This window comes from Kitasatospora sp. NPDC023120, assembly GCF_055560835.1.
In genome coordinates this window covers 81,677-100,973 of the sequence record NZ_JBVHHY010000026.1, presented here as the reverse complement: position 1 = coordinate 100,973, position 19,297 = coordinate 81,677, and the positions used below count along the sequence as shown (strand labels likewise).

General features: G+C 72.4%; 13 protein-coding genes. 10 read left to right on the top strand and 3 right to left on the bottom strand.

Annotation, left to right across the window (positions count from 1 at the left end; all coding sequences use genetic code 11):
• Positions 1-13 precede the first annotated feature (13 nt).
• Both ACZ3TI_RS31780 and ACZ3TI_RS31775 read right to left on the bottom strand, forming a co-directional pair.
• A complete protein-coding gene (locus ACZ3TI_RS31780) occupies positions 14-841 on the bottom strand; it encodes a hypothetical protein (RefSeq protein WP_465732319.1) in 828 nt (275 codons plus the stop codon).
• Between the two features lie 501 nt (positions 842-1,342).
• Positions 1,343-3,016: a PLP-dependent aminotransferase family protein gene (locus ACZ3TI_RS31775; RefSeq protein WP_465732317.1), complete on the bottom strand. Its 1,674-nt coding sequence runs from the start codon at positions 3,014-3,016 to the stop codon at positions 1,343-1,345.
• A 159-nt stretch (positions 3,017-3,175) separates the two neighbouring features.
• Here ACZ3TI_RS31775 and ACZ3TI_RS31770 point away from each other — a divergent pair, with 159 nt between their 5' ends.
• The 4 genes from ACZ3TI_RS31770 (at position 3,176) to ACZ3TI_RS31755 (ending at position 8,143) form a co-directional block, all read left to right on the top strand.
• Positions 3,176-3,664 (top strand): Lrp/AsnC family transcriptional regulator, encoded by a 489-nt coding sequence (locus ACZ3TI_RS31770; protein ID WP_465732315.1) that lies wholly within the window; start codon positions 3,176-3,178, stop codon positions 3,662-3,664.
• A gap of 327 nt (positions 3,665-3,991) precedes the next feature.
• Positions 3,992-4,831: a papain-like cysteine protease family protein gene (locus ACZ3TI_RS31765; RefSeq protein WP_465732313.1), complete on the top strand. Its 840-nt coding sequence runs from the start codon at positions 3,992-3,994 to the stop codon at positions 4,829-4,831.
• A gap of 14 nt (positions 4,832-4,845) precedes the next feature.
• Positions 4,846-5,820, top strand: a complete 975-nt coding sequence (locus ACZ3TI_RS31760) for a hypothetical protein (protein WP_465732311.1) — start codon at positions 4,846-4,848, stop codon at positions 5,818-5,820.
• Between the two features lie 199 nt (positions 5,821-6,019).
• The gene (locus ACZ3TI_RS31755) at positions 6,020-8,143 is read left to right on the top strand and encodes an HAD-IIB family hydrolase (RefSeq protein WP_465732309.1); all 2,124 of its coding nucleotides are present in this window, start codon (positions 6,020-6,022) and stop codon (positions 8,141-8,143) included.
• A gap of 141 nt (positions 8,144-8,284) precedes the next feature.
• Here ACZ3TI_RS31755 and ACZ3TI_RS31750 read toward each other — a convergent pair whose 3' ends face one another.
• Positions 8,285-9,691, bottom strand: coding sequence for a family 16 glycosylhydrolase (locus tag ACZ3TI_RS31750; RefSeq protein WP_465732307.1), 1,407 nt, complete (start codon positions 9,689-9,691; stop codon positions 8,285-8,287).
• 457 nt (positions 9,692-10,148) lie between these two features.
• Here ACZ3TI_RS31750 and ACZ3TI_RS31745 point away from each other — a divergent pair, with 457 nt between their 5' ends.
• The 6 genes from ACZ3TI_RS31745 (at position 10,149) to ACZ3TI_RS31720 (ending at position 19,287) form a co-directional block, all read left to right on the top strand.
• Positions 10,149-11,426: an aspartate aminotransferase family protein gene (locus ACZ3TI_RS31745; protein ID WP_465732305.1), complete on the top strand. Its 1,278-nt coding sequence runs from the start codon at positions 10,149-10,151 to the stop codon at positions 11,424-11,426.
• Between the two features lie 357 nt (positions 11,427-11,783).
• Positions 11,784-13,046: a phenylacetate--CoA ligase family protein gene (locus tag ACZ3TI_RS31740; protein ID WP_465732303.1), complete on the top strand. Its 1,263-nt coding sequence runs from the start codon at positions 11,784-11,786 to the stop codon at positions 13,044-13,046.
• A gap of 32 nt (positions 13,047-13,078) precedes the next feature.
• The gene (locus ACZ3TI_RS31735; RefSeq protein WP_465732301.1) at positions 13,079-14,401 is read left to right on the top strand and encodes an MFS transporter; all 1,323 of its coding nucleotides are present in this window, start codon (positions 13,079-13,081) and stop codon (positions 14,399-14,401) included.
• Complete coding sequence (locus tag ACZ3TI_RS31730; protein ID WP_465732298.1) at positions 14,398-15,549, top strand: GNAT family N-acetyltransferase; 1,152 nt, start codon at positions 14,398-14,400, stop codon at positions 15,547-15,549. The genes ACZ3TI_RS31735 and ACZ3TI_RS31730 overlap by 4 nt, the downstream gene beginning before the upstream one ends.
• Positions 15,550-15,583: 34 nt before the next feature.
• The gene (locus ACZ3TI_RS31725; RefSeq protein ID WP_465732296.1) at positions 15,584-16,750 is read left to right on the top strand and encodes a LuxE/PaaK family acyltransferase; all 1,167 of its coding nucleotides are present in this window, start codon (positions 15,584-15,586) and stop codon (positions 16,748-16,750) included.
• On the top strand, positions 16,747-19,287 hold the full coding sequence (locus tag ACZ3TI_RS31720) for an acyl-CoA reductase (RefSeq protein WP_465732294.1): 2,541 nt from the start codon (positions 16,747-16,749) through the stop codon (positions 19,285-19,287). Before ACZ3TI_RS31725 ends, ACZ3TI_RS31720 begins: the two co-directional genes overlap by 4 nt.
• Positions 19,288-19,297 lie beyond the last annotated feature (10 nt).

Here is a 19,297-nt window from a genome sequence, read left to right as displayed (position 1 = left end):
CTCTGGAGGCGTGTCAGCCGTCCCGCGGGGAGGCGAACGGCACCTGCTCGTCCCCGTCCACCGCACCGAGGACGGCACCGGGGTCGTCCTGGATCTCCTCGGTCAGCAGTGGGGGGAGGGCGGAGGGGAGGGCCCCGCGGCCAGGCTGCCGCGGACCGTACTCGGCGCGCACCCTGCCGCGCCAGTTCTCGCGCAGGCGCACCACCTGGTAGAAGGGCGTGACGTCCGTGCCGGTCCATTCGGCGCCGAGACCGTTCCGGTGGACGACCGAGGCGTCGAGGGCCAGGTCCGCCGGCTCCAGCACGCCGGTCACACCGGCCGACGCCGACACCTTGAGCTCCGCCGTCGCGCCCGCGGCCGCCGCCGAGAGCACCGTCCCGCCCTGCGCGCGGACCACGCTGGTCACGGCCAGCAACGTCTCGTCCCAGGCGCCGTTCCACCACAGGGTCGCCAGGTCGTTCGCCAGGCCTCGCACGTCGGCGATCCCCGTTTGCGAAATCCCGCGGAAAACGACGAAGGCGGTTTTCTCCTTGCGGAACGTGACCGAGGCGCCGGCGTCGATCGCCGTCAGTCCGGAGAACGGATCGGGAGCCGCCCCGGCGGCTTTGAAGCACACGCTCACCGAATTATTCGAATCGTAAACGAACAGGCTCGGCGGAGCCCCTTCCTCGGGCGTGAAGGATATTCCGCGGTCGGCCAGGTTTCCCGCCCTGCGGACCGCGTCCTGCCGGTCGAGGACGGCACCGAGGGCGACGTGTTCCGACGGGGGCCAGGTGACCCACCAGCCCCTCCACTGATCCTCGGTCATCGCCTTGGAGTAGACGTCGTAGCCTTTCATCACGCCTCTCGCATGCCAGGCAGCGGAAAGGGGACCGGGCTCGGTTCCCGACGGGATCGTCGCCAGGAGAAATGAATTCCGCGGGCCGGTCTTTCGAAGGGCCGACCGGCAGCGATACCCTTGAAAATCACGCTAGCCGCCTCAAATCGAGGTGTCAAAAGCCCGCCGCCGCCGATGATTCCCGCCCGCCGCCGCCTCCGGCCGTCCGGTCACCGTGCGCAGTCGCCACCGCCGCACCGGCCGCCCCCGGCCACGCCTCGGCCGGCGGGGCGGACGTGCTCGACCGGCCACGACGGCTGCGGTGGCCGCCGGCGGCACGTACCCGACTCCCCTTCGCCGCAAGGGCCGTGAACGGACATCAGCTCGCGCCACCGGATGCGGAGGGCGTCCGGTGCACGACGCCGGGCACCGCCATCGACCCGGACGGGCCGCGGCGCCGGTGCGACGCCCCCGGCCCGTCGAACACACGGTCACGTCCCGGGGGCCCGGCGGCCGACGGGCGGGTCAGCCCAGGATGGCGGGGTCCTCGGCGAGTTCGGCGAGCAGGGCGTCCAGCTTCGCGCGGTCGACCGAGGGCATCACGAAGACGTGCACGTAGGTGCGGCGGCTGGACTCGTCGCCCGGGACGAGCAGCACGTCCTGCGAGGACAGCGACCACTTCGCCACCAGCTCGGCGCTCGGCTTGCGGAACCGCACGGTGACGGCACCCGGAGTGCGGGCCGGCCAGAGCTCGACGCCGAGCTCCTGCTCCATGGCGAGCAGGCGCCGCTCCAGGTAGTCGGCGAGCTCCTGCGCGGTGCGGATCCGGTCGACCTGGTCCTGGTAGGAGTGGCGGGAGAGGTGGTCCCAGAGGATCAGCGGGGAGAAGCCGTTGCGGGAGCCGGCGAAGGTGGTGTCGGGCGCGCCTATGTAGTCCGGCTGGGAGGGCGGCGAGATCTGGTACTTCACCTTGGTCATGTAGATGCCGCAGGGCCACGGCGCGCCGGCCCACTTGTGGCCGCTCATCGCGATCGAGGAGACCATGTCGACCTCGCCGTACCCGGCGGTGGGCAGGGCGAGTCCGAAGTCGAACTCGGGCAGCTCCGCCTCCGGCGTCCAGCCGTACGCCCGGTCCTGGGAGGCCATTCGCAGGAACGGCGCGTAGCCCGCGCCGAGGGCGCCGTCCACGTGGATCCAGAAGCCGCGGCGCACGTCGACCAGCGGCTGCCCGGTGTGCGGGTCCGTCCCGTACACCACCTCACGGCGCACCAGGCCGTACCGCTCGAAGATCGGCAGCAGGCGCTCGCAGACCGCCCGGACGTCGTCGTGGGCGCCCTTGAAGGTGCTGCCGAGGTTGAGGTTGACGAAGACCGGGTGCCCCTTGGCGGCGAAGAACTCGACGAGGACGGCGAGCGCGTCGACGTCGATCTCGCCCGGGCCGTCCCAGGAGAACCCGGACGGGCCCGGGCGGGAGGGCACCTCGGCCGGCCACTCGCGGCGACCCGTGGCCGGGTCGACCAGCGGGCACTCGTCCGGGTACAGCTCCAGGCCGACGGCGTGGAAGGTCTCGACGGCCAGCACCCGGACGGCCTTGGCGAAGGAGTAGTGGGTGTCCTCGGAGTAGAACGCCACCGGGCGGTGGGCGTTCGGGTTGTTCCGGTCGGGCGCGGCCTGGACGTAGCGCAGCTCGTCGCGGGGCGCGGCCGGCGGGTGGATCAGCGCCTTGCCGCTGAGGTAGTCGCGGGCGTTCCACAGCGCGTACATGTTGCCCTCGGTCGAGCCCATGGACAGCATGTAGCCCCAGTACGACTCGGGGTCGGCGGGGTCGTGCGGGCGCTTCGCGTGCCACAGCTTCGCGTAGTAGTCGAGGACGGCGCGCTCGATGACCTTGGTGTTCGGCTTGTAGCCGCCGCTCTGGAACGGGTCGCCGAGGTTGTTGATGTTGTTCGGCATGAACCGGGCCAGGTCCAGCGCGGTGCCCTGCATGTCCTGGGTGGCCTGGTAGCCGACCAGGTGCTTGCGCTTGCGCGTCAGGTACTCGTCCACCGTGTCCAGCGCGCGCAGCCGCTGGGCGTCGTCCAGCCCGGCCGCAGGGAGCACGAAGTCACCGCCGTCCAGCTCCGGGCCCGGGTCGACGGCGGTCGCGGCGAAGGTGGCCGGTGCGGTCGCGGGCTCGGCGAAGGCGGCGGTCGGGCTCATGGGCGGGGCACTCCGGGCGTGGTCGGGAGGTCGAGGGCGTTCGCCGCTCGCGCCAAGGATGGAACTTTCCGGCGACCCTGGGAAGCTCCCCCGAAGAAGATTCGGTCGAAGCCCGAACGGGTTTGCTCATCGACGGAATCGGCTGGGATCCTGGCAGGCATGCCGAACAATCCGCAGCGCCGGCGGACCCCGATCGACGACACCGACCGGGCGATCATCCGGGCCCTGGCCGACAACGCCCGCCTCCCGAACAACGCCCTCGCCGAGGCGGTGGGCATCGCCCCCTCCACCTGCCTGGCCCGGGTCCGCGCCCTCCAGGAGCGCGACGTCATCCGCGGCTACCGCGCCGAGGTCGACCCGGCGGCGATCGGCCTGCCGCTCCAGGCGATGATCTCGGTCCGGCTGCGCGCCCACACCCGCGAGCAGAACGAGAGCTTCCGCAGCACCGCCCCCGACCTGCCCGGCGTCCTGGCCGTCTTCCACATGGCCGGCTCCGACGACTACCTCCTGCACGTCGGCGTCGCCGGCCCCGAGGCCCTGCGCGACTTCGTCGTCGACCACCTCACCACCCACCCTGCGGTGGCCCAGACCCGCACCAACCTGATCTTCGAGCAGATACCGGGCCGCCGGTACCTGGATCCCGCCTGACCGCCCGCGCCGAGCCCGTATAAGCGCTCCTTCGGATTCCTGAATCCCCGCTTCTGAAACCCTCATCGTGAGTAACATTGCACTCACTCTGTGAAATTACACAACCTGAAGGATATTCACCCGCCGATAACGATAAGATCACGGAGGACTAGACCAGCTGCACCAGAGGTCGCCAAGTCACTCTCGCGAAGCACCCGTTGACCAGCGGCTCCTGCCCTCTATGCGCGTAGCCGCCGATCGGACCGAACTCCTCCGTTCCGGTTTCGCCACGGCTCTGCCAGACTCCCCCGCATTCGGTTTCACCTAACGGGGAGTGAGATCTGACGCATGAGCAGACACCGCAGGAAATCGCGCCGATGGGCACTGGCGGCAACCGCCTCCGTGCTGGCCGGAGCGGCCGCGCTGGGCATCGGCGCCGTGGCCCAGGCGGGCCTGGTCAAGGGGACCGTCATCGGGGGCCAGGGGAACTTCAGCACCGTCAACGAGCGGGTGCTGGCCTCGCTCTCGGCCCGGATCACCGGCCAGGCCCAGCAGGGTGACCGCATCCCGATGGTCTGTCGCACCACGGGGGACACCGTCGAGAACAACAACCGCTGGATCTGGTCCGGCGCCTACTACATCGCGGACGCCTTCATCCGCGAGAACACCGGGAACCTCCCGGTCTGCGCCTCCACCCGGCCCACCAGCTGGACGGCGCTCGACATCACCATGCAGAAGCAGGTCCAGGACCAGTGGTGCTGGGACGCCTCCGGCCTGACGATCGCCACCTACTGGGGCTACAACCAGTACAACCAGTACGACTTCTGCCGCCTCGCCCAGCGCGGCCGGTGGCTGGACTGCAACGACCGGCCCGCCACGCTGGACGACATGGCCAACGGCCTGTCCGCCATGGGCTTCCGCAACGGCGGCTACGACCTGAACCGCAACGCCTCGTTCAGCGAGGTCAGCAACGAGATAGCCAACGGGCGCCCGTTCGCGGTGCGCATCGGCTGGACCTCGGGCGGCGGCCACATGAACGTCATCTACGGCTACGACAGCACCAGCAACATGATCGCGGTGGGCGATCCGTGGCCCAGCACCCAGACGTACACCTGGTGGAACTTCAACACCTACGCCGACAACGGCTCGTTCCGGTGGACCCACTCACGGATCGGCATCCACGCATGAGGAGACAACCGACCATGAGGACAGTGAAGGCGGCCGTCCTCACCGCCGCCGCACTCGCGAGCGTCTTCACCGCCACCGCGACAGCCCGGGCCGACGACGGGAGCGAGGCCCCCGACTACGGCGCCGCCCAGCAAGTGCTGCGCTCCGGCCAGACGCACGACACCGTCTCCCGCTTCCTCGGCGCCGCGAAGACGGCCGCCGTACCCGGCGGCGGGAGCGGCACCGGCGCCGGTCCCGGTGCCGACGGCGGCAGTACGGGCGGTCGACCGATCACGCCGAACGCGGCAGCCGCACCACCGTCGTTCGAGCTCAAGGACCCGGTCCCGATGTACGAGCTGTCGGTGGACTTCGTCACCGGGAAGGCCCAGCCGACACCGCAGAACGCGCTCAGGCTGTCCTACCTCGCCTCGCGGGTGAACGCCGCCGACGGCCACCAGGCCGCCGTCCTGCTCGCTCCGCCCGGCAAGGGCGGCGGCTGGCGGCTGGCCGGCATCCGGGACGGCGACACCGAGCTCAAGCTCGCCGAACGCGCCGCCGCCGGTGCCCGCACCTTCACCGAGCCGCAGATCCACGCCTGGTACCGGCTCACCGGGAACGGCGACGTCGAGCCGCTCAACACCGAGGCCACCACCGGCCTCGGCGGGAAGCAGAGCCTCCCACTGGCCGCCTACCAGAAGCTGGTGACCGGCCGGTACGCGGACAAGCTCCCCGGATCCGGCTACGACCGGAACGGGCTCGCCGGCGGGTTCGGGCTGTTCGACGGCACGGGAGCCGCACCCGGGGACCAGCCGGGAACGCCGCCCGGGGCCCAGCCGGAGCCGCCGTCCACGGCGCAGGCTCCGGCGACCTCGTCGGTCTCGGCTTCGGCCTCGGCCGATCAGCCGTCCCCGAGGTCGTGGCAGCTGCCGGCGCTCGGAGCCGCCGCACTGGCCGGTGGGGCCGCCGGCCTCTGGCTCCGCCTGCGCCGGCGCCGCTCCGCTGCGGACTGACCCACGGCGGGTCCTCGCCGCGGTACCGGCGGCCCGTCCGTTCGCCCGAGCACGGCTCGGGCGCGGGCGGCCCGCCGGAGCCGGGCGGGGGGAGAGGGCCCAGGCCCTCGCGCCGGTCGAGGAGGAACCGGACCGTCGCCCCTGCCTCGATTGAGGTGAACACTTCACTACGCGCGGTGATCGTGTTAGCGTCCCTCGGATGTCGAAGTCGAGGATTCTGGTCACCGATCTGGACGGCACCTTACTCGGCGGCACCCGGGACGACCGGCGCCGGTTACGGGACGCCCTGGCTCGCCACCCCGAGGTGACCCCGGTCTTCGCCACCGGACGCGCACTGGCCTCCGTCCGCGAGCTTCTCCGCGATCCGCTCGTGCCGCGCCCCCGGTGGATCATCGCCGACGTCGGCGCCACCGTCATCGACGGCACGGACTTCACCCCCGTGGACCCAGTGCAGGAACAGCTGCGGACCGGCTGGCCCGGGCCGGAGCGGGTACGCGCCGCATTACGCCGCTTCCCCGCGCTCACCTACCAGCACGACGTCGTCCAGGACGGCCGCTGCTCCTACCACCTGGCCCCCGACCGGCTCACCGACGAACTCACCGCAGCCGTCGACGCCCTCGGCTGCACCTGGGTGTACTCGGCGGACCGCTACCTCGACGTCCTGCCGCCGGGAGCCTCCAAGGGCAACGCCCTCCGGGTCCTCGCCGGGAAGCTGGGCTGGAAGCCCGAGGAGATCCTCGTCGCCGGGGACTCCCTCAACGACCTCTCGCTGTTCCGGCTCGGCACGCACACCGTGGTCGTCGGCGGGGCCGAACCCGCGCTGCTCACCGCCCTCGCCGACGAGCCCCGCGTCCACCGCCCCGGCCGCCCCGGCGCGGCGGGCATCCACGCGGCGCTCCGCGACCTCGACTGGATCTCCCGCGACGCCGGCCCCGACCCCGGTGTCGCTGACGAACCGCCCGCGGACCGGCACTCCCTCCTGGTGGCCTACCACCGCCCGCCACTGCATTGGAACGGCGAGAGCTGGCAGCCACCCAGCAGCCCCAACGGCATCCTGCCGACCCTGACCAGCGCGTTCACCGACAGCCTGCCGGGCGTCTGGGTCACCGCGCTGACCGGGTGCGACCGGCAGGCCGCACTCCCGCGCCCCACCTCACCGCCGCTCGCCGCCGTCCCGGTGGACCAGGCCACCTGGAGCGGCTACTTCCACCGCGCCTGCAAGGAAACGCTGTGGCCGGTGCTGATGTCCGAACCCGACCGGGCGCTGTTCGACGAACGCGCCTGGACCGACTACCGCACGGTCAACGCCCGCTTCGGCCGGCACATCAGCGCCCGGGCCGCCCCCGGTGCCACCGTCTGGCTCCACGACTACAACCTCTGGCTCGTCCCCGGCCTGCTGCGCAGGACCCGCCCCGACCTCAGGACCGGGCTCTTCCACCACACTCCGTTCCCCGCCCCGGAGACCTTCGCCACCCTCCCGGTCGCCGCGGAACTGCGCTCCTCGCTGGCCTGCCTCGACTGGGCGGGCTTCCACACCGAGGAGTTCGCCGCACACTTCCGCCGCACCCTGGCCGGTCTGCCCGATCCGCCGCGCACCGGCGTCCACCCGCTCGGGATCGACCGGCCGGCCGTCGAGGAGCTCGCCCGTCTCCGGGCGCCGCACCGCCGCCCGGCCACCGGCCGCGTCGTGCTCTCGGTCGAACGCCTCGACTACGCCAAGGCCCCGGTCCAGAAGGTCGAGGCCGTCGACCGGCTGCTCACCCGCCGGCCCGGGCTGCGCGGCCGGCTCGTCTTCCGCCTCGTCTGCCCGCCGCCGGAGCCCGGCATCACCGCCTACGACACCACCCGCCACCACCTCGAGCAGCGCATCGGAGAGATCAACGCCCGCTGGCGCCAGCGGAATTGGCAACCGGTCGACTACCTTTCGCAGCGCCTGTCCACCACCGAGGTCGTCGACCAGTACCTGGCAGCCGACGTGCTCTGGGTCACCTCCCTCCAGGACGGGATGAACCTGACCGCCAAGGAGTTCATCGCCGCCCGGACCGCGCTCCCCCGGCACACCGACCCGGGAGTCCTGGTGCTCTCCCGCCACGCCGGCGCCGCCACCGAACTCGGCGAGGCCGCCCTGCTCACCGACCCCCGCTCCCCGGAGGACCTCGGCACCGTCCTCGGCCGGGCCCTCGACCTCCCCCCGGCCGAACGCCGGACCCGCATGGACCGGCTCTCCGAACTCCTCGGCCACGAACGGCCCGCCGACTGGGCGACCCGCATCATCCACGCGATCCGCAGCACCGACCCCGACGGCACACCCCCGACCGCCTGACCCGCACAGCGAGCACCTGCCACCGCGCCGCCGCCGCCCGGTGGGGGCGTCGCGCGCCGGCCACACGCGACGCTGCGACACAGCGGCCCGGCCGCGCGGTGGAAGTCCGCGCAGCCGGGCCGCTGTCGGGGCGGGGTCGGGTCAGTGCTGCCACACCCGCACGTAGTCGACCTGCATGTCGGCCGGGGTGACGGCCGGGTACTTGGAATCGACCGCGTTGTCCAGGATCAGGTACATCGGCGCCGAGGTGATGCCGCTGGTGATCTGTCCGACCTTCACGCCGTCGTAGTAGTACGTGACCGAGCCCGGCGCCCATTCCGCGCCGTAGGTGTGCCAGCCGCTGTAGTTGCCGGGCGCGCACCCGCCGGGGCCGCCCGCGGTGGAGTGGAAGTGGTAGCAGGCGTCGCCGCCCAGACCCTCCATCACGTCCAGCTCACCGTCGGTCGGCCAGTTCTGACCGTCCGCCCAGAAGGCGGGCCAGTTGGCGACCTGCGAGCCGGACGGCGGCAGGTAGATCCGGGCCTCGAACGCACCGTAGGTGAACTGGGCCTTGCCGTTGGTGTTGATCAGACCCGACGTGTACGGGTAGGTCTTGCCGTTCACGGTGGCCGGCTTCTGGACCGCCGACAGGTGCAGGCTGCCGCCGTTCACCGTGACCTGGGACGGGGAGTACGCGGCGGCCTCCTGGGAGTTCACCGGCTGGGTCGTGCAGGTGCTGCAGCCGAACCAGTTGGGGTTCCACTTGGTGGCGTCGAGCGAGCTGCCGTTGAACTCGTCCGCAAAGACCGGGCGCCAGGAGCCCGCGATCCCCAGCGGCCCAGCGGACGTGCCGGTCGAGGCACCGGCCGTCGGAGCAGCCGTGGCGGTCGGCGACGGCGTCGCGGTGGCGGTCGGCGACGGGGTCGCCGTGGCGGTGGCGGTCGGCGACGGCGTCACCGTGGCAGTCGCGGTCGGCGACGGGGTCGCCGTGGCAGTGGCGGTCGGCGACGGGGTCGCCGTGGCAGTGGCGGTCGGCGACGGCGTCACCGTGGCGGTCGCGGTCGGCGACGGCGAGGTGGTGGGCGTCGCGGTGGCCGTGGGCGACGGGCTCGGCGCCGGAGCCGAGGAGGCACCCGCGGTGAAGGTCTTCACCGGGCTGAGGTTGTGCCAGTGGTTGGACGTCTCGTACGCCACGAAGTACGTGTACGTGCCCGCCGGGAAGGTGCGGCTGTCCGGCGTGAACGTGAGCGGCGAGGAGGTCAGCGTCGCCGGAACCGCACCGCGGAAGTCGTAGTGGGCTCCGTCGGCCGACCGCACCGCGATGGTCAGCGCCTGGACCGAGGTCCGGCTGGTGGCGTGCAGGGTGGCGGTGGCCGTGACCGGGCTGCCGGCGGCTGGACCGTTCGGCGTGATCGAGATCGAGTCGACCACCACCGGCTCGGTCTGCGCGGTCGCGGTCGGCATCGCCCAGGCGGCCGCGCCGGTGCCCGTGGCGGCCAGCGCGATCCCGAGTGCGAGGAAACGGCGCCCGCTGGGCGTACTGCGGCGGTGCTTCGAACGTTTGGCCATGCGAGGAGGACCCTTTCGTTCCCCCCTCGGCTGTGGACTCGCAGCAGCCTGAAGGAGGGGACGGTCCGTACGCAAGCTCGATGCCGCGCCCGGCTCGGCGGGATCGATCGTGTACCCGGACAAGTCCCCTGGTCGGGCGGGGGTTCCGGGCACCGCCATCGCCCCCCTGTGATTCGGCGCACAACCGACCTGCCGACGCCCTCCGACGAGTCGGTCGATCCCCCGCACGGGACCTACCATTCACTACTTTTCCCATTAATACGGACAATTCGGACATAGATTGACGGAACACCCATCCCCGGTCACGATGTCGCGGCCGCGCGGTCGCGGCCCGTGTCGCGGCCGATTGACCGGCCTGCGGGCCGGAGGTCGGGTAGCTTTCGCGAAAGCCGTCCGTGCGTCCCGGCCGTCCGTTCGAACGCCAAGTCGACGCTGCCGCAGGGAGAGTGAACCCCGCATGTCGAACCTGCTCGGCCGCCATCGCGCGGTCATGCCGAGGTGGGTGTCGCTCTACTACGACGAGCCGATCGAGATCGTGAGCGGCGAGGGGCGCCGCGTCACCGACTCCGACGGGCGCAGCTATCTCGACTTCTTCGGCGGCATCCTCACCAACATGCTCGGGTACGACGTGCCCGAGGTCCGGGAGGCCGTCGAGCGGCAGCTGCGCACCGGGATCGCGCACACCTCGACGCTGTACCTCATCCGCACCCAGGTGGAGCTGGCCGAGCGGATCGCGGAGCTGTCGGGCATCGCGAACGCCAAGGTCTTCTTCACCAACTCCGGCACCGAGGCCAACGAGACGGCGCTGCTGCTCGCCACCAATGCCCGACGGTCCGACCAGGTGCTCGCCCTGCGCAACAGCTACCACGGGCGCTCGTACGCGGCCACGGCCGTGACGGGCAACCGCAGCTGGAAGAACTCCTCGCTCTCGCCCGTCAACGTGCACTACCTGCACGGCACCGACCGCGCCCGCTTCCCGCAGCTGTCGGACGAGGAGTTCCTGGCCTTCTGTGCGGACGATCTGCAGCACGTCCTCGACACGGCCACCGCCACCGATGTCGCCTGCCTGATCGTGGAGCCCGTCCAGGGCGTCGGAGGCTTCACCGTCGCGCCGGACGGGCTCCTCGCGGGATACCGGGAGATCCTGGACCGGTACGGGATCCTGCTGGTCTCCGACGAAGTGCAGACAGGCTGGGGCCGCACCGGCGAGCACTTCTGGGGCATCCAGGCCCATGGCGTGACACCCCATGCCATGACCTTCGCGAAGGGTCTGGGAAACGGCTTCGCGATCGGCGGTGTGGTCGCGGACGGCACGCTGATGGACGCGCTTCCGGCCAACGGCATCTCGACCTTCGGCGGCAACCCGATCGCGACGGCAGCCGCCAAGGCCACCCTCGACTACCTGATCGCCCACGATCTCCAGGCCAATGCGCACCGGCTCGGCCGCCTGCTGATCGACGGCCTGCGGACGGCGGCGGAACGGCTTCCGGTCGTGCGGGAGGTCCGGGGCAAGGGCCTGATGTTCGCCGTCGACCTGATCGACCCCGACTCGGGATCACCGAGCCCGTCGCTGGCCGCCAGGGTGCTGGAGCACGCGAAGGAGCGGGGCCTGCTCATCGGCAAGGGCGGCCTCTACGGCCACGCCCTTCGGATGGCTCCCCCGCTCACCCTGACCGAGGACGAGGCCGGGGAAGGGCTCGACATCCTCGTCGACTCGCTCGCCGCCGTCTGCTGACATCGCCCCGGCGGCCGGCGGTCGCAACGCCGGATTCCTCTGCGACCAATCTTTAGTTGAATTCGAGACATTTCATGTTCGGCTCCCTGAACTCCGACTGAGACGCATGTCACCCTTTCGTTCCGGCTGACCGATAAACCCCGCTGATGAAGCCTCAGATCGCCTCGTCGCCAGCCCAACGGCAGGCCAGTGACTGGGATCCGAAGGTTCATCAAGGTGCTAGCCTCTCTTCCTGCGAGCGTGAGGCCAGTTCCTCCTGACATCGCCTCAGTCTCGACCGAATGATCCGTGCGCATCCGGATTCCTGATGACGCCGGAACTCGGTCCGTTCTCCTCACATCCTCAGAGCAGGAATTGATGCCCGTTCAACCGATAGCGGAGCTCGTACGGTTCGCGCGCCGCAATTCGCCTTTCTATGCGGAGCTGTACGCCGGTCTGCCGGACCGGACCGTGCGACTGACCGATCTCCCGGTCGTCCCACAGGCCGACTTCTGGCAGGCGAACACGCCTCGCGGCAACCGGCTGCTGACCGGGCCGCTGGAGGAGGCGGTGGTCTTCAAGAGCGGTGGCACCACCGGCTCGCCGAAGTTCTCGTTCTACAGCCGGGAGGAGTGGCGGGAGTTCACCACCTCCTTCGGCGCCGGGCTGCTCGATGCCGGACTGCGTCCGGGGCACCGGGTCGCCGACCTCTTCTACGCGGGCGACCTGTACGCCAGTTACACCTTCATCCTCGACGCACTGCACCGCTCGCCCGTCGCCAACGTCAGGCTGCCGATCGGCGGGGCCGCGCCGGTGGAGTCGACCGTGCAGACCCTGGAGCAGTTCGAGGTCGAGGTGGTCGCGGGCACTCCGACCACGCTGTGCGCACTGGCCGATCACCTTCTCGCCGCCGGTCGCGAACTCCCTTCCGTGGAGCTGCTGTTGTTCGGCGGCGAGGGCCTCTACCAGGACCAGCAGCCGCTGCTCGGCAAGGTGTTCCCCAACGCCCGCATCTCCTCGATCGGCTACGCCGCCGTCGATGCCGGGTTGCTCGGGCGACCGGTGCCCGGACCGGACACCCGGGTCCACCGGGTGTTCGCCCCGGAGACGGTGGTGGAGATCCTCGACGAGCACACCGGCGAGCCGATCACCGGTGCGGGGGTGCCGGGCCGGGTCGTGGTGACCGACCTGCGACGACGGCTGATGCCCGTGCTGCGCTACCCCGTCGGGGACCGCGCGGAGTGGACCGACCCCGCCGCCGGGGAGTTCCGCATCCTCGGCCGGGCCCAGGAGGGCGTCCGGGTGGGGCCGGTGTCCCTCTACACCCAGGACGTGCTCGACCTCGTCCGGGCCGCCGACCCGGCCGGCCGGGTGACCGGTGTGCAGCTGGTCGTGCGCCGCTGGGACGGCCGGGACGGCCTGGTGCTGCGTCTGGCCTGCGACGGGAACCCCGACGGGCTCCCCGAGCTGGCCGCCGCCGTCGAGGCCGGGATCCACGCGGCGCGGCCGCTGTACCCGGAGGCGGTCGCCGCCGGCTACGTCCACCCGCTGTCCGTCACCTGGGTGCGCCACCACGAGCTCGCCGTCAACCCGCGGACCGGCAAGCTGATCAGCGTCCTCGACGAACGGCCGCACTCGTGACGGGCACCGGCGTGACCCCGGAGACGGCTTCCGTGACAGCCCCCGGGACGGCTTCCGGGACCGCCCCCGCCACGGGTGGCCGCCGTCTGCCGCTCGTCCTGCGCAACCGGCGGTTCGGCGCCGTGTGGGCCGCCCAGGTCCTCACCCAGGCCGCCGGCCGGATGTTCCAGGTCGGCGCGGTGTGGTGGCTGGTGGGATACGCCGCGGGCGCGGACCGCGGTCTGGCCTCCGGCGTCTTCCTCGCCGTCAGCACCCTGCCCGCTGTGGCGCTGGCGCCGCTGGTGGCCACGGTCATCGCCCGCTGCCCGCACCGTACGGTGCTGGGCGGTTCGGCCGCCGCCGCCGGGCTGATCGCCCTCGGCACGGCCGTCTGGACGTACACCTCGGCGCTGCCGATGGCCGTCGCGTACGGCGCGGCGCTGCTGCTGGCGGGCTGCCAGGCCGTCTTCGACCCCTGTCTGACCACCTCCGTGCCCGAGCTGGTCGAGGACGCCGACATCGAGGCCGCGACCGGCTTCGAGCTCGGCACCCAGTCGCTGGCCGGGCTGGCCGGCGGGCTGCTGGGCCCGCTGGTGGTCGACGCCGCCGGTCTGGCGGGGATCATCACCGGGTGCGCCGGCGCCTATCTGCTGGCGGCCGCGCTGATCGGCGCGACCCGCTTCCCCGCCGGCCCGGACGCCCCGGCCCCGGACGGCAGCGGCCCCGCCGAACCCCGGCCGCTTCGCCGGATCCTGGCCGAACTGCCGTTCGTCCGGCGGGTTTTGCTCTGCTTCGCTGCGGCGAACCTGTTCACCACGGCGGTGTTCGTGGTGATGCCCCTGTTCACTCGGGCGGTGCTGCACTCCGACGGCTCGACCGTCGCCGCCCTGGAGGCGGCCCTCGGAGCCGGCACGCTGGTGGGCTCGTTCACCGGCGGCCGCCTTCCGGGCGCCCCCACCGTCGTCGGCGCCGGATGTCTCGGCCTGCTGGCCGCCGCGCTCGGCCTGCCCGGTCTGGTCGGCAGCCAGGCCGCGGCGGTGGCGTCGATGGCGGTGGCCGGCTGGTGCGTGGGCGTGATCGGTGTCCGGTTCGTCACCCTGTTCCAGCGGCTGGTCCCGGTCGGGGACCGGGCCGGTTTCTTCGCCGTGATGCAGGCGCTGCTGGGTGCCACCTTCCCGGTGTCCTCGCTGGTGTTCGGCCTGCTCGGCGACCACCTCTCACCGCGCACGCTCTGCCTGGTCCAGGCGCTCGGCGTCCTCCCGGTCGCCGCCGCCCTGTGGTGGACCGGCCGGCGCGAACCGGCCGCCCCCGCCCCCGTGGCGGCCCCGCAGGAGGAGCCGTTCCCGGCCGCGAAGACGATCGGACACGTCGGATGACCGTGACGATCGCCCCCGCGGCCCCGGCGGACGTCGCCCAGCTGCGCCAGCTCTACTTCGACGTCTACGGCCACGGCTACCCGGTCGCGCTCGGCAGCGACCCCGCGGAGATGCGCCGCCTGATCGCCGACCCGCACACCCACTGGCTGACCGCGCGACGCGAGGGCGTCGCCCACCTGGCCGGGTCGGTGGCCGTACAGACCGACCCCGGCAGCCGGATCGGCAAGCTGGTGGGCCTGGCGGTCCACCCCGACCAGCGCGGCAGCGGCCTGGCCGGCCGACTGACCGCCGCGGTCTGCGCGGACGCCTTCGCGACCGGCGCCCCGGACTCGATCTACGCGACCGTGCGGGTGGTCACCCCGGGCCCGCAACAGGTCTTCGCCCGCAACGGCTTCCACGCCCTCGGTCTGCTGCCGAACGCCGTCGAGGTGGCCGGCTGCGAGAGCCTGGCGCTGTTCGCGCGGCACGCCGACGGTGTCCTGGCCCGGCGCGAGAGCGTCGACCTGGTGCCCGGAGCCCTGCTCCCGCTGCTGGAGGCCGCGCGGCAGAGCACCGGCCTCGGCTACGGCGACCCGCAGCCGGTGGACGGCCCCCTCGCGCCCACCGGGCGTAGCGCTCCGGTGACCGCGCCGATGGAGCTGATCACGGCGCCCGGGTTCGTCCGCCGCCGGTTCCTGGAACTCTTCCCCGACCCGGCGCAGCGGTTCTTCCCGCTGCACGTCCCGAACGCCGTCCTCACCCCGCCGGACGGCGCGTTCGAGGCGTACGCCGACCTGGACCCGGTCGCGGCGAGCTGCTCGCTGGTCGCGGTGCACCCGTCCCCGGCCGCCGTCACCGGTGCGCTGGAGCCGCTGATGGCGGCGGTGACCCGTGCGGGCGCCGACTACGTCGAGACGCTGCTGCCGCTGGCCGACACCGCCGGGCTGCACGCGTTCCTGGCGGCCGGGTTCATCCCGAGCGCCGTGTACCCGGCGATGCGCCGGATCGGCGAACGGTTCCACGACTACGTCGTGCTGTCCCGCACCAGCCGTCAGATCGACTTCAGGACCACCGCCGTCGGCAGCCCGCTCCAGCCGTACCTGCCGGCCTACCTGACCGCCTGGACCTCGACCTACCTGCCCGTTCCCCTTGCCGAGGTCGCCCCATGACCGATCCCGAGGTTGCCCCGTGACCGTCCATCCCGTGAATGCCCATCTCGCGCCGGTCGAGGTCCCCGACCCCGCCGCGCTCCCGCACGTCCAGCAGCTGTGCGACCTGGCCTCCCCGTACGCGGCCGGGCCGGAGACCGACCGCCTGTTCGCCGCCGCGATGGCGGAGAGCCACGCCTGGCACGCGCAGCGCTCGCCGTTCTACCGCTCCCTGCTGGACGGCCCGGCGGAGGTCGCCGCGCCCACCGTCGGCGAGGACGTCCGCGCTCCCCTGGTGCACGCCAACTTCTTCAAGCGGCAGGAGGTGCTCTCCATCCCGCGGGACGAGGTCTTCCTCCACCTGACCTCCTCCGGCACCACCGGCCAGAAGTCGCAGATGTTCTTCGACGAGTGGACGATCCGGTCCGCGCAGCGCATGGTGGCCCGCATCTTCGACCACTACGGCTGGATCACCCCCGACCAGCCGGTCAACTACCTGCTCTACAGCTACGAACCCGCCCCGCAGCTCAAGCTCGGCACCTCGTTCACCGACAACTACCTCTGCGACTTCGCCCCGGCCAACCACACCACGCACGCGCTGCGGCACACCGGCAGCAGCCACGAGTTCGACGTCCACGGCTGCATCGCGGCGCTGCAGCGCTACGCCGAGGACGGCCTGCCGGTACGGATCCTCGGCTTCCCCGCGTTCCTGCACTTCACCCTGGAGCGGATGCGGTCCCTCGGCCTGCCGCCGCTGCAACTGCCGGCCGGTTCCCTGGTCCTGCTCGGCGGCGGCTGGAAGGGGCACACCGACCGGCAGATCGGCAAGGACGAGTTCTACGCCGCGGTCACCGAGCACCTGGGCATCCCCTCGGAGCGGATCCGGGACACCTTCGGCTCGGTCGAGCACTGCGTGCCGTACATCGAGTGCGAGCACCACCGCCTGCACGTCCCGGTCTGGTCGCGGGCCGCGGTACGCGACACCCGTACCCTGCGGCCGCTGCCCCACGGCGAACGCGGCTTCCTCCACCTGGTCTCCCCGTACATCACCTCGGTGCCGGCGCAGAGCGTCGTCATGGGCGACCTCGCCTCGCTGCACGCCGCCGAGGAGTGCGCCTGCCCCCTGCCCACGCCGTGGTTCACCATCCACGGGCGAGCCGGGGTCAGCCGCAACCGCAACTGCGCGGCGGCCGCCGCCGAACTCCTGAAGGGACAGTCGTGAACCCCGAACCCGCAACGGCCGCACCCCACTTCTGGCAGGGCACGTTCATCGACGACGAGGAGGCCGCCCGCCGACTCGCGGAACTCCCGGAACTCGCCGCCCGCGCCCTCGCCGAACCCCTCTCCACCGAGCTGGTGCTGGACGCCTGCCAGCACCTCGCCGACGCCCTCGACACGCCGGGCGGCCCCGTCCGCACCCGCCTGCTCGGCGTGCTGACCGACGGCGGCACCGGCCCGGAGGAGGCATCCGCGACGCTCTCCGAGATCGCCGACGCGATCACCCGCCCCGCCCTGGAGCGCAAGCTCCGGCGCGAGCTCGGCGGGCTGCGCCCCGAGCGCCTCACCCGGCCCGACGCCCGGGAGACCACCTACGAGGCCTGGGCACCGGTCGGGCTGCTGGTCCACATAGCCCCCGGCAACGCCGCCGCCGTCGCACCGCTGTGCGTCGTCGAGGGCCTGCTCACCGGGAACCTCAACGTGCTGAAGACCAGCAGCGGTGACACCCTGCTCGCCGGGTACCTGCTCGCCGAGCTGGCCGCCGCCGACCCGACCGGCGCCCTGGCCCGCCGCATCGTCGTGCTGCGCTTCCCCTCCGCCCGCACCGAGTGGCTGCGCCTGCTGTGCGCGCCCGCCGACGCGGTGGCGGTCTGGGGCGGCGAGGACGCCGTCCGCTCGATCGCCGAGCTGGCCCCGGCCGGCTGCCGGCTGATCGAATGGGGCCACCGGATCTCCTTCGCCTACCTGACCCGTGACGCCTGGTCGGACGGGGTGACGCTGGACGCGCTCGCCGCCGACGTCTGCCGCTTCGAGCAGCAGGCCTGCTCCAGCCCCCAGGTGGTCTACCTCGACACCGAGGACGACGGTGAGGTCTTCGCCTTCGCCGAGCGCTTCGCGGCCCACCTCGCCGAGGCCTCCGCCAAGCTGCCGCGGCCCGAGCTCGGACCGGCCGAGCACGCCGAGATCACCACCACCGAACTCGTCGCGCGGCTGGAGGAGCACCTCGGCCTCACCCGGGTCGTCGCCGCCGAGGACGGGTCCTGGCGCGTCCTGGGCGACACCCGCCCCGCCCTGGCGGCCTCGCCGCTCAACCGCAGCGTGTGGGTCAAGCCGCTGCCCCGCACCTCCGTGATGACCGTGCTGCGCCCGATGCGCCGCTACCTGCAGACCGCCGCGATCGGCGGCAGCCGCGCCGACGTCGCCCGGCTGTCGCGGGCCGTGCTCGCCGCGGGCGTGCTGCGGGTCACCCCGGTCGGCGGGATGCTCGACAGCTACCACGGCGAGCCCCACGACGGCGTCTACGCGCTCCAGCGCTACAGCCGGCGCGTCAGCGTCCGGGCGGACGAGGCCTTCGCCACCACCGCCTGCCTGGACGACCTGGCGGCCCCCGCCGTCCTCCCGGCCGCTCCGAGCGGCCCGCTGCTCGACAAGGCCGGCGTGCAGGAGCAGCTGCGCACCCTCTCGCCGGTCCACGCCCACCTGTACTTCCGCAGCGGCGGCAGCACCGGCGCCCCGGCCCTGTCGGTGTTCACCAACGCCGACTACGACACCCAGATGCGGGCCGCCGCCGACGGCCTGCTCGCCGCCGGGTTCGACCCGGCCCGGGACCGCGCCGCCAACCTCTTCTACTGCGGCGGCATGTACGGGAGCTTCATCAGCTTCTTCTCGATCCTGGAGCGCCTCAACGCCACCCAGCTGCCCATCGCCGCCGGCCCCGACCACGCCGCCACCGCCGAGGCGCTGGTGACGCACGGCGCGAACGCGGTGTTCGGCATGCCCTCCTACCTGTGGCAGCTGTTCCACTCCGAGGGCGCGGCACTGCGCGCCTACGGAGGGATCCGCAAGGTGTTCTACGGCGGCGAGCACTTCACGGCGGAACAACGCCGTGTGCTCACCGAGGAGTTCGGCGTCGAGGTGATCCGCTCGGCGGCGTACGGCAGCACCGACCTGGGGCCGCTCGGCTACCAGTGCACCCACGCCGAGGGCTCGGTCCACCACGTCCTGACCGACCTGCACACCCTGGAGATCCTGGATCCGCAGGCCGACCGCCCGGCCCCCGCCGGGCAGCCGGGCCGCCTGGTCTTCACCAGCCGCACCCGCGCCGGGCAGCGCCTGGAGCGCTACCAGATCGGCGACCTCGGCCGTTCGGTCGAGGGCGTCTGCCCCTGCGGCAGCCACACCCCGCGGATCGAACTCCTCGGCCGGTACGGGGACGTCGTCCGGGTCGGCACGTACTTCTTCAACGTCCGGCGCTTCATCGCGGTGGCGGAGGAGCACCTCGGCTACCGCGGCGAGCTGCAGCTGGTCCTGGACGCCGGCGACGGCCGGGAGCGGGTCACCGTCCGCCTCGACGAGAGGTACGCCCCCGACGCCGCGGCCGCGGCGGCCGCCTTCCCGGCCGCCATCCCCGAACTGGCCTCCGCCGTGACCGAGGGCCTGCTCGCCTTCACGGTCGAGACGGCCGCCGGCGGGGCCTTCGAGCGGACGGCCACCAGCGGCAAGCTCCGCACGGTGGTCGACCGGCGGCAAGCCGCCGTCTGACACTCGGCCG

Excerpts from the sequence above, each read along its gene's own strand:
- ACZ3TI_RS31740 (WP_465732303.1), top strand. The coding sequence starts at position 11,784 with ATGCCCGTTCAACCGATAGCGGAGCTCGTACGGTTCGCGCGCCGCAAT.
- ACZ3TI_RS31730 (WP_465732298.1), top strand. The coding sequence starts at position 14,398 with ATGACCGTGACGATCGCCCCCGCGGCCCCGGCGGACGTCGCCCAGCTG.
- ACZ3TI_RS31750 (WP_465732307.1), bottom strand. The coding sequence starts at position 9,691 with ATGGCCAAACGTTCGAAGCACCGCCGCAGTACGCCCAGCGGGCGCCGT.
- ACZ3TI_RS31775 (WP_465732317.1), bottom strand. The coding sequence starts at position 3,016 with ATGAGCCCGACCGCCGCCTTCGCCGAGCCCGCGACCGCACCGGCCACC.
- ACZ3TI_RS31770 (WP_465732315.1), top strand. The coding sequence starts at position 3,176 with ATGCCGAACAATCCGCAGCGCCGGCGGACCCCGATCGACGACACCGAC.
- ACZ3TI_RS31760 (WP_465732311.1), top strand. The coding sequence starts at position 4,846 with ATGAGGACAGTGAAGGCGGCCGTCCTCACCGCCGCCGCACTCGCGAGC.
- ACZ3TI_RS31745 (WP_465732305.1), top strand. The coding sequence starts at position 10,149 with ATGTCGAACCTGCTCGGCCGCCATCGCGCGGTCATGCCGAGGTGGGTG.
- ACZ3TI_RS31765 (WP_465732313.1), top strand. The coding sequence starts at position 3,992 with ATGAGCAGACACCGCAGGAAATCGCGCCGATGGGCACTGGCGGCAACC.
- ACZ3TI_RS31755 (WP_465732309.1), top strand. The coding sequence starts at position 6,020 with ATGTCGAAGTCGAGGATTCTGGTCACCGATCTGGACGGCACCTTACTC.